This window comes from Haloarcula sp. S1AR25-4 (assembly GCF_031624555.1).
GTDB lineage: Archaea > Halobacteriota > Halobacteria > Halobacteriales > Haloarculaceae > Haloarcula > Haloarcula pellucida.
Genome location: NZ_JAMQOR010000001.1, coordinates 1 through 14,031 on the forward strand (window position 1 = coordinate 1; position 14,031 = coordinate 14,031).

13 protein-coding genes are annotated in these 14,031 nt (G+C 67.8%); 9 read left to right on the forward strand and 4 right to left on the reverse strand.

Features of this window, described 5'->3' with window-relative positions; genetic code table 11:
• Positions 1-588: 588 nt before the first annotated feature.
• On the reverse strand, positions 589-2,685 hold the full coding sequence (locus NDI85_RS00005) for a glycoside hydrolase family 3 protein (protein WP_188995641.1): 2,097 nt from the start codon (positions 2,683-2,685) through the stop codon (positions 589-591).
• A 94-nt stretch (positions 2,686-2,779) separates the two neighbouring features.
• On the opposite strand from NDI85_RS00005, the gene NDI85_RS00010 reads away from it, so the two are divergent.
• The 4 genes from NDI85_RS00010 (at position 2,780) to NDI85_RS00025 (ending at position 6,146) form a co-directional block, all read left to right on the forward strand.
• Positions 2,780-3,619 carry a VOC family protein gene (locus NDI85_RS00010; protein WP_310914580.1) on the forward strand — a complete coding sequence of 280 codons (840 nt, stop codon included), beginning with the start codon at positions 2,780-2,782 and terminating at the stop codon, positions 3,617-3,619.
• A gap of 126 nt (positions 3,620-3,745) precedes the next feature.
• Positions 3,746-4,384, forward strand: a complete 639-nt coding sequence (locus NDI85_RS00015; protein ID WP_188995639.1) for an alpha/beta hydrolase — start codon at positions 3,746-3,748, stop codon at positions 4,382-4,384.
• A gap of 66 nt (positions 4,385-4,450) precedes the next feature.
• On the forward strand, positions 4,451-5,551 hold the full coding sequence (locus NDI85_RS00020; RefSeq protein ID WP_310914581.1) for a DUF3179 domain-containing protein: 1,101 nt from the start codon (positions 4,451-4,453) through the stop codon (positions 5,549-5,551).
• Positions 5,541-6,146, forward strand: a complete 606-nt coding sequence (locus NDI85_RS00025; protein WP_310914582.1) for a hypothetical protein — start codon at positions 5,541-5,543, stop codon at positions 6,144-6,146. The genes NDI85_RS00020 and NDI85_RS00025 overlap by 11 nt, the downstream gene beginning before the upstream one ends.
• Here the strand turns inward: NDI85_RS00025 and NDI85_RS00030 are convergent, their stop codons facing one another.
• Complete coding sequence (locus NDI85_RS00030) at positions 6,147-6,575, reverse strand: CopG family ribbon-helix-helix protein (protein WP_188995636.1); 429 nt, start codon at positions 6,573-6,575, stop codon at positions 6,147-6,149.
• 126 nt (positions 6,576-6,701) lie between these two features.
• Between NDI85_RS00030 and NDI85_RS00035 the strand changes: the two genes are divergently transcribed.
• From NDI85_RS00035 to NDI85_RS00055, 5 genes are all read left to right on the forward strand, one after another.
• Positions 6,702-7,886 (forward strand): VWA domain-containing protein, encoded by a 1,185-nt coding sequence (locus NDI85_RS00035; RefSeq protein ID WP_310914583.1) that lies wholly within the window; start codon positions 6,702-6,704, stop codon positions 7,884-7,886.
• 52 nt (positions 7,887-7,938) lie between these two features.
• On the forward strand, positions 7,939-9,168 hold the full coding sequence (locus tag NDI85_RS00040; RefSeq protein ID WP_310914584.1) for an FHA domain-containing serine/threonine-protein kinase: 1,230 nt from the start codon (positions 7,939-7,941) through the stop codon (positions 9,166-9,168).
• Positions 9,169-9,170: 2 nt separating this feature from the next.
• Complete coding sequence (locus NDI85_RS00045) at positions 9,171-10,268, forward strand: protein phosphatase 2C domain-containing protein (RefSeq protein ID WP_310914585.1); 1,098 nt, start codon at positions 9,171-9,173, stop codon at positions 10,266-10,268.
• A 75-nt stretch (positions 10,269-10,343) separates the two neighbouring features.
• Complete coding sequence (locus NDI85_RS00050) at positions 10,344-11,414, forward strand: double zinc ribbon domain-containing protein (RefSeq protein WP_310914586.1); 1,071 nt, start codon at positions 10,344-10,346, stop codon at positions 11,412-11,414.
• 43 nt (positions 11,415-11,457) lie between these two features.
• Entirely contained in the window at positions 11,458-12,654 is a 1,197-nt protein-coding gene (locus tag NDI85_RS00055; protein ID WP_310914587.1) for a zinc ribbon domain-containing protein, read from the forward strand.
• On the opposite strand, the gene NDI85_RS00060 is transcribed toward NDI85_RS00055, so the two are convergent.
• Both NDI85_RS00060 and NDI85_RS00065 read right to left on the reverse strand, forming a co-directional pair.
• Entirely contained in the window at positions 12,651-13,061 is a 411-nt protein-coding gene (locus NDI85_RS00060; protein WP_310914588.1) for an archease, read from the reverse strand. The genes NDI85_RS00055 and NDI85_RS00060 overlap by 4 nt on opposite strands.
• A gap of 53 nt (positions 13,062-13,114) precedes the next feature.
• Positions 13,115-13,771, reverse strand: coding sequence for a halocyanin domain-containing protein (locus NDI85_RS00065; protein ID WP_229783078.1), 657 nt, complete (start codon positions 13,769-13,771; stop codon positions 13,115-13,117).
• Between the last annotated feature and the right edge of the window lie 260 nt (positions 13,772-14,031).

Genomic DNA, 14,031 nt, shown 5'->3' on the forward strand with positions numbered 1-14,031 from the left:
TGGAGTGCGCGAGCCTCTGGGAAATCTGGTTCGCCGCCACCATTCATACTTTCATCGAGCCTCGCAGAGAGATATCTCTCTGCGGGGCTTTTTGCATGTATAGAGAGCGGCAGCGCTGTCGGCGGCGGAACGCGTTCGAGGCTGCGCCGTCGGCACACGGTATGCCAGCGAACCCGGGCGTCGTATAACGGATGATGGACGTGACGCGTTCGGGACCGGCGTTCACGCCCTGGAGACGCTCGCGGACGACGAGACGCTGACCGCCGACGTAACCGTCGTCTGTAACGGCGGTAGTCGAACACTTGTTGCAGTCGACATGCGGGGCGCATCGCGCACTCTCGACCGTGGGATCGACGCGTGTGCCCGTCTTCGCTCGATAGCGGCAGCCACGACAGCGCTGGGATGAACCGACCCGCAAGGGGGCGTCGGGGAACGTCTCCGTCAGGCCGTAGCCACTCCTGGGTGGAGTCGAGGAGCGCTGATAGTGCGCACCGGTAGCGTCGTCAGAGCGTCCCGTGGGCGGTCGAGGTCGACGATACTCGGCACGCTACTGTCACAGAGATAACTGCCGGGGCCCCCGATCGGTTTTTAACGGTCGATGCGGACCGAGGCCCGAACGTCGGCGGCGGAACGCGCAACGTCAACGGTGTAGCGGCCGTCGTCGACGGTCCATCCCCCGGCCGGGTCGTACCGCGAGAAGGCGAGATGGTCGAGCGACAGCGAGACGGTGCGCGACTCACCGGCATCGAGCGCGACTGCGTCGAAGGCGGCCAGTTCCCGAACCGGACGGTCGATGTCGTCGGTGTCCGGTGGGCGGACGTACGCCTGGACCACCTCGCGGCCCGGTCGGTCTGCGACGTTCTCGACGGTGACCTCGACGGTCGACTCGTCGATGGCCACAGCGTCGCGGTATTCGAACGTCGCATAGGAGTGGCCGTGGCCGAACGGGTAGGTCGGGTCGTGGTCGGTCGCGTCGAAGTGTCTGTAGCCGACGAACAGGCCCTCGTCGTAGTGGGCCACGCCGTCGACGCCGGGGAACCGTCGCTCGTCGCTCGTCGGGTACGCCTCTTCGGGCGCGAACGTGACGGGGAGTCGACCACCGGGGTCGCGGTCACCGTAGAGGACTGTAGCGAGCGCCGACCCGTCGGCCTGTCCGGGGTACCACTGTTCGAGGACTGCCGCTACGTCGTCGCGCCACGGCATCTCGACCGGGCCGCCCGAGCGGACGACGACGACGGTCCGGTCGTTAGCCGCGGCGACGGCCTCGACGAGTTCGTCCTGTCGACCGGGAAGCGAGAGGGAATCACGGTCGCGGGCCTCCGTCGTCGCGTCTCGGACGACGACGATCGGTACGTCGGCGTCGGCGGCGGCGTCGACGGCGGCATCGAGCGACGGGTCAACGGGGGGTGTGGACCCGCCGTCGCTGTCGTGGCCACTCTCGACGAACGGTAGCAGGTCGAACAGCGATACGTCCTCGATTTCGGGGACGCCGGGTGCGACCGTCACTGTCCCGTCGGCCCGCGATTCGATTCCGTCGGCGGGACTGACCGAGTGAAACGGGGTCGTCTCCGAGGACCCGCCGCCACCCAGTTTCGGTTCGTGGACGTGAGGGCCGACGACTGCGACGTCGGCGTCGTCGGCGAGGGGGAGGACGTCGTCGTTGTCGAGCAGGACGGTCCCTCGGACGGCCAACCGCTCGGCGAGGTCGCGGTGGCGCTGGCTATCCAGTTCGCCGGGACGGTCCTCGTCGTCGAACAGGCCGATTCGAGCCATCTGCCCGAGGACGCGCGTAACCATGTCGTCCAGTCGTTCGGGCGAGACGTCGCCGTCGTCGAGAGCGGTCGCAAGCGGGTCGCCGAACAGGCCCGCGTGGGTCGCGTCGGGGATGCCGTCGGGCCACTCGAAGTCGTCGAGTGCGTCGTCGCCCGCTTCCGGGACGCCCGGCATCTCCACGTCCAGTCCGGCGTTCGCCGCGCCGACAGTAGTCTCCAGCCCATACCAGTCGGAGACGACGTAGCCGCCGAACCCCCATTCGTCTTTGAGCACGTCGCCGACGAGCCGTTCGTGGTCGCTCATATGCGTGCCGTTCACGCGGTTGTACGCGGTCATCACCGACCCGACGCCGCCCTCGACGGCGGCCCGGAACGGCGGGAGGTACAGTTCGCGAAGCGTCCGTTCGTCGACGTCGGCACTGACCGTCGTCCGGTGGGTCTCCTGATTGTTGGCGACGAAGTGTTTCACCGTCGCGACGACGTCCTCGGACTGGATGCCGGAGACGAGCGCTCGGCCGATGTCGCTCGCGTGAACGGGGTCCTCGGAGAGGTACTCGAAGTTGCGGCCACACTGCGGGACGCGGATGATGTTCACACCCGGGGCCAACAGCGCGTCTTGGTCGTGGGCGCGCGCCTCGCGGGCCATCGCGGCACCCTGCGTCCGTGCGAGGTCGGGATCGAACGTCGCCGCCGTCGCGAGGGAGGCGGGGAACGCCGTCGCGCGTTCGCCCTCGGCCCGGATTCCGAGGGGACCGTCGACCAGTCTGAACGGTGGGATTCCGAGCCGTTCGACGCCGGGGAGAAAGCCAGTCGCGGTCCCTTCAGGGTCGTCGGTCCCGCGAACCAGCGATAGTTTCTCCGCACGGTCCATCTCGGCGAGGAGTGTGTCGACATCGGCTGGCGTCCGTTCCATTGGATACCGAATCGTCGTGCCGGGTGATATAAAGCGTTCCCACGGGACCGAACGGCGGCACAACCGATATCTGTCTCTCCGGCGAACAGTAGCTATGGCGGACAAGACTGACGCGCTACCGGCCGAGACAGATATCGGGCGGGTCGCTCTCACCGTGGGTGATGCGACCGAGACGGTCGAGTTCTACGAGACGGTGGTCGGACTGTTTGTCCACGAGCGACAGGCGGCGCGGACGGTCCTCGGCGACGGCGAGATGCCGTTGCTGGAACTACACGAGGATAGCGGGGCCCCGGAACGCTCTCGGTCGGCGGCGGGCCTGTTCCATACGGCGTTTCGGGTTCCGTCGCGGGCAGCGCTGGGTGACGCGCTGGAACGCATCGACACCGAGTGGCAACTGTCCGGGGCGTCGGACCACCTCGTGAGCGAGGCGCTGTACTGTCGGGACCCGGAGGGAAACGGGGTCGAAATCTACCGGGACAGACCGCGAGAGGAGTGGGGGGAGACGGCCGACGGCGGCGTCGAGATGGCGACGAAAACGCTGGACCGTGACGGTGTCCGAGCGGTTGCGACCGGCGCGAAAGGAGTGCCCGAGGGAACCGACGTCGGCCACGTCCACCTCGAAGTCACATCGCTCGAAGCGGCCCGTGCGTTCTACGTCGATGCGCTGGGGATGAACGTCCGGACGACCTACGACGGCGCGCTGTTTCTCGCCGCCGGTGACTACCACCACCACGTCGGCGCGAACGTCTGGAACGGCCGGACAGACCCGGCAAGCGGTCGGGGACTCGCGTGGTTCGAACTCGTGTTCCCGAACTCACGGACCGTCGAGGCGGCGACCGACCGACTCTCGACTGCGGGTTACGAGGTGACGGCCGACGGAGACGGGGTGTCGGTCACCGACGGCGACGACATCACGCTGCGTCTCCGATCGTGAACCGGTTGTGTCGGTGTTACCGGCTACTCAAGGGGGCAGACGCGGTAACGGGGGTATGGTAGCGAGCGCTGTACACGACGGCGGGTGGCAGACGATAGACGCGGCGGGAGTCCTGGAGGGGCGACGATGAACGGGCCACATCAGGGCCAGCAACTCGTCGCCGCCGGCACGCCGCTCGAAGCGGCCGACGCGGCGATGGTGCTCGTCCACGGGCGCGGGGCGACGGCCCGGAGCATCGTCCAGATGGGACAGGAGGTCCATCGGGACGGCCTCGCCCTCCTCGCGCCGCAAGCCGCCGGCAACACGTGGTATCCGAACTCCTTTCTCGCCCCCGTCGAGGACAACGAACCGGGCCGGAGTTCCGGCTTGCAGGCCGTCGGCGACGCCGTCGAGACGGCGACGGAGGGCGACGTTCCACGGGAGAAAGTCGTCTTGCTCGGGTTCTCGCAGGGCGCGTGTCTCGCGAGCGAGTTCGTCGCCCGGAACCCACGACGGTACGGCGGTCTCGCGGCGCTGAGTGGCGGTCTCATCGGGGAGTCCGTCGACCCGACGGAATACGAGGGCGACATCGAACGGACGCCCGTGCTCGTCGGGTGTAGCGACGTCGACCCGCACATCCCGCTGGAGCGGGTCCACGAGACGACCGAGGCGTTCGAACGGCTGAACGGCGACGTCGACGAGCGCATCTACGAGGGGATGGGCCACGGCGTCAACGAGGACGAACTCGACGCGGTCTCGGAACTGGTCGCCGACGTTCTCGGGTGAGGCGTCGGCGACCGGGTTACTGCGGGCTCACCGCGAGGCTTTGACGACCGCGACCGTACGTCACGCATGACCATGACGCGCCGTGATTGGCTCCGAGCGACCGGTGCGCTCGGCGTCGTCGGCCTCGCCGGGTGTAGCGGCAGCGGCGGGTCGGGCGGTGGCGCCGACCAGCCGAACCGAACCGGGGGTGAGACGGGGCAGTCCACGTCGGCGGCCCGACGACCGCCGACGGCCGACCGGTCGCTGTACCTCGGCCACGACATCGAACACGTCTCGGACAACATCGTCAGTGGCGGCGTCCCGAAAGACGGCATCCCGGCTATCGACGACCCGAAGTTCGGGCCGGCGAGTGCGGCCCCACTCGACCCGGGTGACCCGGTGTTCGGTGTCGTCCGCGACGGTAAAGCGAAGGCGTACCCCCAGCGCATCCTCGTCTACCACGAGGTCGTAAACGACACCATCGCCGGTGACCCGGTGGCAGTGACGTACTGTCCGCTGACCGGCACCGCACAGGGGTTCGACCGCGGGCCCGTCGAGTTCGGCGTCTCCGGTCGACTCGTGAACTCGAACCTGACGATGTACGACCGTGGGACCGATAGCTGGTGGCCGCAGGTGCTCGCGACGGCGGTTCGCGGCGAGATGCAGGGGGCGACACTCAGGGAGTTCCGTGTGGTCTGGACGACGTGGGAGGCGTGGCAGACCGAACATCCCGATACCGTCGTGCTCACCGAGGACACCGGGTTCCAGCGCCGCTACGGGACCGACCCGTACGGTTCGTACAACCCGAAGCGCGGGTACTACGCCAGCGCCCAGACGCTGTTCGCACCGCTGGAGTCCGACGACCGGGTCGACCCGAAGCGTGTGGTCCTCGGCACACGGACCACGGAGGGCGCACTCACCTTCGACAAAGAGACGCTCCTGACCGACCGAGTTCGCACCGGCGACATCGGGGGCACCCAGTACGTCGCCGTCGCCGACGACGCACTCTCGACGGGATACGTCTACGCGAACCCCGAGAGCGTGTCGGTGAACGCCGTCGAAGACGGGTACCGAGTCGGCGGCGAGACGTACCCGGCCGACTCGCTCCCGCTGGAACGGTCACTCGCCTTCGACGGGATGTGGTTCGCGTGGGCAGGATTCTACCCCGGGGTGGACTATGTCCGCTGACGTCGCCGCGGGGTCACAGTCGGCGGTGGCCCACGTCGAACGACTCCTCCGGCAAACCGGCGTGGCGATTCGTGGGGCGTTCTCCCGCCGCGACGGCCGTGCGACGTTCGGTGTGGCGAGCGTGTCGTACCTCCTCGTCTACCTCGCCGGCTTGCGACACCTCGGCTTCGGGCCGTGGGGAGTCGAGCTATCCGTCGTCGCGGACCCGCTCGCCCGGGCGACGCGGATGGTCAGCCCCTTCCAGTGGGAACCGGTCGCGCTCGTCGTGGCCGGTCCGGTAGAACTGCTCGTCTCGCCACTGAACGTCGCGCTGGGGACGGCGCTGGCGGTCCTCGTCGGCGTGAACCTTGCCGTCTCTGTGGTCGCCTACCGCGGTCCGAAAGCCTGCAAAATCGGTCCCGGTGCGGGTGCGGCCGCGGGGCTCCCGGGACTGCTCTCCGGGTTCGCCTGTTGCGGGCCGACGATACTGCTGGTGGTCGGGCTACAGGCCAGCGCCACAGTGCTCACGGTGTTTCAGTGGCTCGTCCCGTTCGCGGGGCTCGCACTGGTCGGGACGTTGCTGTGGGTCGGGACGAACGTCGACCCCGAGGCCTGACTACTCGATGTCCGAGAGCGCTCCGAACTCGTCGACGGGGACCACGGAGTAATCGATGTTCAGCGTGTCCTTCGTCGCGCGAATCTTCCCGACGAACGTCGATATCTCTTCTAAGTCGCCCTCTAGAACGAACAGCTCCATACAGCGGTGTTCGCCGACGTGACTGTGGAAGTTCGAGGCGACGAGGCCCTCGTGTTCGTGGCGCAGGTGCATCATCTTCTCCTCGACGGTGGTCGTGTCGTAGTCGAAGAGGACGGTGACGATGCCCATCAGTTCGCGGCCCTCCAGTCGCTTGTCCTCGAACTCGCCCAGCAGGTTCCGACTGGCTTCGCGGATAATCTCGCTGCGGCCCGTGTAGCCGTGTTCGTCGGCGAACTGGTCGATGCGCTCCAGTAGCGACTCCGGCATGGAGACACTGACGACGGTCATGTATTAATCGAGTACCCCGTTCCTATTAATGATTATCGAACCGGGCGGGAACCGACAGACTGTGGCCGCTCTCCGCGTACACCGTGGGGAAAACTTATAATTAGCTCGTAAGTCCCTCATAACAGTATGACTGCGAACGTCGTGACCGACGTTAACCGGCCGTACGTCCCGGGGTCCGGGGCGAAACTCACCGCCGAGATCGAGGTCGAGCCGGGACAGCAGGACGAGCGGCCGACGCGACAGATCGCGCTGTGTATCGACGCCAGCGGGTCGATGGCCGGCGACGAGATAGCACGGGCCCGCTCGGGTGCCGAGTGGGTGTTCGGGCTGCTCGAAGACGACGACTACGTCTCGATAGTCGCGTTCGACAGCGACGTCCACGTCGTCCTCGACGCGACGCGGTGGGGCGACGTCGCCCGCGAGGACGCGATGGAGACGGTGGCAGACATCGCCGCGGGCGGCGGGACAGATATGTATCGGGGTCTCGCCGCCGCGGCTGATTCCTTGCGGCAACTCCCCGACGACGGCAACACCGCCCGGCGCGTCCTCCTGCTCTCGGACGGGAAGGACAACACCCACGACACGCCGGAGTTCGAGACGCTCGCCCGGGAGATAGACAGCGAGGGCATCCGAATCAAGTCGGCGGGTATCGGGAGCGACTACCGCGAAGAGACCATCCGGACGCTCGGCAGCGTCGCGCGCGGCGAGTGGACCCACCTCGAAGCGGCCGGGGACATCGAGGACTTCTTCGGCGACGCCGTCGAGGAGGCCGGCACCGTCGTCGCGCCGGACGCCCGACTGGAACTGGACGTGGCCGACGGCGTCGAGGTGAGCGAGGTGTACCGTGCGCTCCCTCAGACACAGGAGGTCACGCCGGAGTGGGAGGCTAACACGACGGTCGTCAAACTCCCGGACCTGCTGGACCGAGAGACACAGCGCGTCGTCCTCAAGGTGCACGCGCCCGCCCGTGACATCGGACAGGAAGTCACGCTCGCGGACGTGACCCTGACCGCCGACGGCGAGACGGCCACCGGCGCGATAACCGTCGAGTACACCGACGACGCCGAGAAACTCGGCGAGCACAACGAGGGGGTCGACGTCGACCACCGCCAGACGGTCATCAAGACGGAACTCGGCAAGGGCAACGTCGCCGAGGCCCAGACCCAGATAGAGCGGATGACGCAGGTCCACGGCGCCGACACGGAGGCCGTCGAGGCGGCCGAACGCCAGACGGAAATCGTGATGGAAGGGGGTCGAGAGGAACAGAGCAAGGCGACGAAGATCGTCACCGACGAGGGCCTCCAGAAGTGACGGCGGACCCAGCGGCTGACGGCGATACAGCGGGATGCGGCGAGGCGTGACCATGGCGTGGGAACCCGAACCCGGCGACGTCATCGCTGGCCGCTACGAACTCGCGGAGTTCCTCGGCAAGGGCGGGTTTGCAAAGGCCTACCGGGCACTCGACACCCAGACCGGGGACAGCGTCGTCCTGAAACACCCCAACTACAGCGAGTCACAGAACGACCGGGGCGTCATCGAGGAGTACTTCCAGAAGGAGGCCGAGACGCTCGAACGCATCGCCGCCGCGGGCGGCCACGAGAACGTGATGGCGCTGTACGAGGCAGTCGAGGACCGCGGGACGCCGTTCCTCGTCGTCGAACTCGTCGAGGGCGGTATCGAACTCGACGAGGTCATCGAGCAACACGGCCCTATCGACGCCGAACAGGTGCGACAGATCGGCATCGACCTCGCGGACGCGATGGGGTTCATCCACGAGAACGAAATCGTCTACCGGGACCTGAAACCGGAGAACGTGATGCTCACGCCCGACATCACGCCGACGCTCATCGACTTCAACACGGCGACGGGGTTCGACGCGACGGGCGACCCGTCGACGGGCAACACCGGGACGACGATTCTCGGGCCGTTCAAACCCAGAGAGGTCGCCGAGGCCAGTCGGACCGACGTCCGTCAAGGACCGTGGTCCGACGTCTACTCCATCGGGAAGATTCTGCTCTTCCTGCTGAAAGGCAGTGTACCGAAGAAAGACGGCGTCAACCCGCAGGACTTCGGCGCCGATTGCGAGGACGCCCTCGCGGCAATCGTCGAACGGGCCACCCAGTCGGACTACCGCCAGCGCTATCGGAACGCCACAGTCCTGCGCGACGTACTGGAAGCGAGGGACCCGACCCCGCCGGCGACGGCCTCGGTGCGGTACATCCAGGCCGACCAGCGGTTCACCGTCGAACCCGGCGACACTATCGGCCGCGCCGGCGCAAGCGGCCCGCCGGCCTCTATCACCATCGACGACCCGCAGGGAGAGTACATCTCCTCTGTGCAAGTCCAGTTCGACACGGAAGGCGACGACTGGTACCTCGTCGACCGAAGCCTCAACGGCACGTTCGTCCAGAAGGGTGCCGGCTGGCAACGCGTCCTGTGTGAGGCGGGTCGCGAACGCCTCCGCAGCGAGGGTGAGGACCCGACCGACCGCCACGGCGACGTGCCGCCGGAGTCGATTCGGCTCCGGGACGGCGACCTCGTCTCGCTCGTCCACCCGACCTACGGCGTCACGTTCGAGTTCAACTCGGAGTAACCATGCGATACGCAACCAACTACGACATCGGCGACCGGAAGCGCGGACAGGGAATCAACGAGGACAGCATCTCGATGACCGTCTTCGAGGAGGGCCATCGGGACGGCTACCGGGGACAGACCCGGCCACCAGTCGATAGCAGCGACACGGACGCCGAGCAGGTCGACCGCCCTGCGAACCGTTCTGCGGGCGTGTTCGTCCTCGCGGACGGCGCGGGCGGCCACGACGCGGGGGACGCGGCCTCGTACATCGCGACGACAGTCGTCGCCGAGCGTCTCGCCCCCATCGCAATCCGTACGGCGCGGAGTCATCCCGACGCCTTCGACGTGGACGTAGCCCCCGCGGTCCTGCCGGACGCGCTCGGGCCGGAAGACGTTCAGGCGGCGATAGCGGACGCCATCGTCGAGGCGCACCGAGAGATACTCCGCTATGCCAGCGAATCCGGCACCCAGTCGTACACCACCGTCGTCGCCGGCGTCTACGCCGACGGGAAACTCCACCTCGGGTGGGTCGGCGACAGTCGCGCCTACCTCGTCAACCACGCTCGCGAGGAGATAGCCCGTCTCACGAAGGACCACGCCGTCGTACAGGAGTGGGAAGACGCCGGCGAGATTGACTCGGTAGAAGCCCACGTCCACCCCAACGGCAACGAGATAACCCGCGCGCTCGGCGGGTCGGGCCACGAGGACCCCGACCGAGCCATGGTCGACGTGGACACCCGGACCGTTCGTCTGTTCGCCGAGGACACGGTACTGGCGACCAGCGACGGCCTCATCGACGCCCAGACCGACGCCCCGGACCTCTACGAACAGTACGTCGACGCCGACAAGTCCGAGGACGCCGCAGAGCGAGTCCGCGAGGCCGTCGTCACCGACGACGAGATCCGGGACGTGTTGCTCGACGCCGAGTCGCTCGACGCCGCCGCCGCCGAGTACGTCTCGCTGGCCAACGACCGCGGCGGGAAGGACAACGTCTCGGTACTGCTGTTCGAGGACGACGCACTCCCCGAGACGCCCAGTAGCGGCGGCTTACCGATACGAGCGGTCGACCCCGACGTGGACGTCTCGGACCGTGAGACGGTCATCATATCGGAAGAGTGAGGGGGCAACTGTTTTCTTTCTCCCCGTAAAAACCGCTCACGAACGAGTATGTCAGACGCGAGCACCGGACAGACAGTGGAGTGCCCGATCTGTGGGGAGGAGTTCGACCCGACAGTCGCGGGCGGGTGGTGTACGAACACGGAGTGTGGCGAGTGGCAACACACCGACGACGAGAGCGAGACCGAAGCGTCGTCTGCCGACGGCGGCGACCTCCTCTCGCAGGCCGCCGAGGCGTCGCCGACGGACGACGAACCGGCACAGGAGACAGGGCCGACCGACGCCGAAGCCTCGACCGCCGAACAGACCGAAGCAGCGAGCGACGCCGAACCGGCGGCAGGCGCGGACGGCGGCGCGAACGCGACGGACGCCGGTGCGAGCGAGACAGACGACCTGCCGACTGGGGCCGACACCGAGTCGGAAGCCCCGGCCGGGACGGCGGATACGGCGACCGACGACGAGGGCGATACCGACGCCACCGAGGCGGCGGACGACGGTCTGTCGGCCATCGACTGTCCGGACTGTGGGGCCGAACTCGACGCCGACGCGAACTTCTGTGTCGAGTGCGGGGCCGACGTTCGAGAGGTCGAACCGGCCGCCCCGCTCACCGAGTGCCCCAGTTGCGGCACCGACGTCGGCGAGACGGACAGTTTCTGTGTCGAGTGCGGCGAGAACCTCGACGCCCACCGCGGGGAGGGCGACGCGGGCGAGGACGACGAGACTGAGACGGACTCCCACGGCGACGACGCCGAGACTGCCGCTCCGGCCGAGACCGACACGGAAGCCGAGGACGCCGTGGAAGCGCTCGAAGCGCAGTCCGACGAGGAGAGCGGGTCGGACCCGGTGCCCGACTCGCTCGTCCTCGAGGTTCGCGGTCGGGAGATCCCCGTCGAAGACGGCGACACGGTCGGTCGTGAGGTCCGCGCGGCACTGACCGACGCCGGCCGACCCGAGGACGAGGCGGTTCGCGTCCACCGCGAACACGTCCGGTTCGTCCGTGAGTCCGATGCCTTCTATCTCGTCGACCTCGGCGACAACCCGACCAGCCTGAACGGCCACGCCCTGCAGAAGGGCGACCGCGAGTCGGTCGCGCCCGGTGACGAACTCGAACTGTCGGGCGTCGCCACGCTCACGATTCGCGCGCCCTGACCGGACCACACGAACTAAGCCGCCCCTCGGAGATACCCCAGTAATGGCTGACCGCGTTCTCGTCGCGGAGTTTCGACGGTCGATCTCGTTGCTACGGAGTGAGGTGTGGGTGCTCACCGGCGCGCTGCTGGGTGCCCTGTGTTACGGCGCGTGGGTTCTCGCGACCGGTATCGCGGTCGGGAGCGCCACACCGGGGCTGGCGAGCAGCGTAGTGACGACTGTCGGCGACGTCACCGTGACTGGGCTGTCGGTGCTGGCACTGGTGCTGTGGGTGGTCGTGCCCGCCATCGCCGTGTCGGTACTCGCGGGTCGACGGTTCCGCAACGAACACGGGAACCTCGAAAAGCGATATCGACTGGACCACCCGGCCCTCCTGCTCGCACTGCCGGGACTGGTCATGGGCGGGTGTCTGGTGGCCACCGTCACGGCCGGACGGTCCCCGGCGGTGACGGCGATAGCCCTCGTCGCGAGCGTCCACTTGCTCGTCCGCACCGTCGCCTACGGCTATCGCGTCTACACGCTGTCGGTTCCGCGACTGTTCACGGCGTCTCTCGCCGTGGGTGGGGCTGCGCTCGCCGGGGGATGGCTCGTCACGGCGACGGTCCTCGCCGAACGGAGCGAGACAGCGGGTGGGCTTGTGACCCGGTCGGGACTGTCCTCGGTGGTCGAGACTGGCCTCACGCTCGCCGGCGTCGGGCCGGCCGATGCGCTGGCGGTCCTCGTGTCGGTACCGGCACTCCTCGCGACGGCCTATCTCGCGGTCCAACTCGTCGCTGGAACCGTCGTCCGGATACAGGCACCGCTTTCGAACCCGACCCGACGCCCGGGACAGCGGTTCCCGATAATGCCGCCGGTGAGTCGCGGCGACGCCGGCGAGAACGGTGCTGTGGCCGTCGGCTCGGGATCGGACGACGGCGAGGCAGATACAGTCGACGAGGTGTCCGCGGAGGACGAACCCGACACGACCGGCGACGCGTCCGACGACGACCGCTCGCACACCCGAGTCTTCACGCCCGACGACCCCGTTCCCGAGAACAGTGGCACGCCGACGGAGGTGGCCACCGTCGACGGGATGGGACACGACGAGGACGACACGGACGACGGGTGGGAGGACGACACGGCGGTGTTCTCGTTCGACCGCGAGGACTCGTCGCCGGACGTCTGTGAGGCCTGTGGGGAAACGATAGCCGCGGACGCCGAGGTGTCGTTCTGTCCGAACTGCGGCGAGCGACTGGACTAGACGTCGAAGACGACGTACGCCCGCCAGCCGTCGTCGGTCGCTTCCAGCGCCATCTCGGAGTACGTGACCGCCTTGACCTCGCGAGCAGTGACGGCCGAGAGCGGGACGCCGCGGGCGCTCGCATCGACGCGCCACTCCTCGCCGCCGCCGCTGACGGTCGCCTCGTTGTCGACGGGGAGGACGTTCCGTACGTCCCGTTCGTAGATCAACTGATCGAGATAGTCAAACAGCAGTGCCTCCCGCGACTCGGCGGTGACGGTCAGGTCGAACCGACTCCCCTCCTCGGGGACGGACTCACACATCGCGGCGGCGAGGCCGTCGGCGACGGCGGCGAACGTCTCGTCTATCGTCTCGCCGGTGGCTTCGACGGCGACGTCCGCCGTGTGTTCTCGGAGGTCGAACGGCATCACCCGAACGTCGGACCGCCGGGGAGAAAGCGGTACGGGTTCGGCCCGACAGGTCACCGCCGACGGTCTGTCTGTTTCGCCTTGCGCCGCATGAGCGCAGCGAAAGCCAGCGGCGAGAAGAACGCCATGGCGATGACGGCCGCGAGTGCAGTGACGGGGCCGCTGGCGGACCCCGTGCGACCGCCGTCACCGCTCGTCGCGTTCCCGCCGCTGCTCTCGCTGTCGCCGCTCGCGGTCGCCGTCGCGGTGCTGCCGCCCCCGCTACTGCCGCCCGAGGCCGCCCCGACGACGACGGCACCTTTCATGCCGAGGCCCTTGTGCGGCTCGCAGACGTACTTGTAGATGCCCTCGCTCTCGAACGTATGTGAGTACGTCGTGCCCTGTTCGGAGACCAGACCACCGGAGTCGAGGGGGCCGTCGCCGTCGGAGACGACGTTGTGGCCGCCGCCCTCGCCCGTCCACGTCCAGACGACTTCGGTACCGGGCGAGACGCGGACCGCCGCCGGGCTGAACGCGAACGCACCGCCGTTGCCCTGGGCGCCGACGGTTATCTCGACAGTGTCCTGTCCCGTCTCGTCGACCGTGCCGTCGAAGTTCGCGACGCCGTCGAACCACCCGCCGTAGTCGGGTCCCTGTTGTGCCGATACTGCCGTCGTAGCGCCCAGTGCGACCGTCCCGGCGGTCACCTGCGCGAACTGTCGCCGCGTCATCGAACCAGTCATGGGTGTCTCTTTGGACGAGCGGCGTCCGAGCCGTCAGCAACCGACCGTCCTTACCTGACGAGTCGGCGACGGACGAGCCTAAAAGCGGAGGGCTGTTCTCAGCGGATAGGAACGAACGCGATAGTGTTCGACAGTGCCGACGACGGGATGACATCGTATCTCTCTGTCTCGGCGGCTAGATGACAGCGAAATTCACCCACGACGCCCATCCGATACAGTTCCGTCGAGGGAACGAAACCGTGCTACTC

What these genes read in the sequence shown, in the direction of transcription:
- NDI85_RS00060 (WP_310914588.1), bottom strand. Translation starts at nt 13,061, where the DNA reads ATGCCGTTCGACCTCCGAGAACACACGGCGGACGTCGCCGTCGAAGCC.
- NDI85_RS00065 (WP_229783078.1), bottom strand. Translation starts at nt 13,771, where the DNA reads ATGACGCGGCGACAGTTCGCGCAGGTGACCGCCGGGACGGTCGCACTG.
- NDI85_RS00055 (WP_310914587.1), top strand. Translation starts at nt 11,458, where the DNA reads ATGGCTGACCGCGTTCTCGTCGCGGAGTTTCGACGGTCGATCTCGTTG.
- NDI85_RS00045 (WP_310914585.1), top strand. Translation starts at nt 9,171, where the DNA reads ATGCGATACGCAACCAACTACGACATCGGCGACCGGAAGCGCGGACAG.
- NDI85_RS00025 (WP_310914582.1), top strand. Translation starts at nt 5,541, where the DNA reads ATGTCCGCTGACGTCGCCGCGGGGTCACAGTCGGCGGTGGCCCACGTC.
- NDI85_RS00035 (WP_310914583.1), top strand. Translation starts at nt 6,702, where the DNA reads ATGACTGCGAACGTCGTGACCGACGTTAACCGGCCGTACGTCCCGGGG.
- NDI85_RS00020 (WP_310914581.1), top strand. Translation starts at nt 4,451, where the DNA reads ATGACCATGACGCGCCGTGATTGGCTCCGAGCGACCGGTGCGCTCGGC.
- NDI85_RS00030 (WP_188995636.1), bottom strand. Translation starts at nt 6,575, where the DNA reads ATGACCGTCGTCAGTGTCTCCATGCCGGAGTCGCTACTGGAGCGCATC.
- NDI85_RS00010 (WP_310914580.1), top strand. Translation starts at nt 2,780, where the DNA reads ATGGCGGACAAGACTGACGCGCTACCGGCCGAGACAGATATCGGGCGG.
- NDI85_RS00040 (WP_310914584.1), top strand. Translation starts at nt 7,939, where the DNA reads ATGGCGTGGGAACCCGAACCCGGCGACGTCATCGCTGGCCGCTACGAA.
- NDI85_RS00015 (WP_188995639.1), top strand. Translation starts at nt 3,746, where the DNA reads ATGAACGGGCCACATCAGGGCCAGCAACTCGTCGCCGCCGGCACGCCG.
- NDI85_RS00005 (WP_188995641.1), bottom strand. Translation starts at nt 2,685, where the DNA reads ATGGAACGGACGCCAGCCGATGTCGACACACTCCTCGCCGAGATGGAC.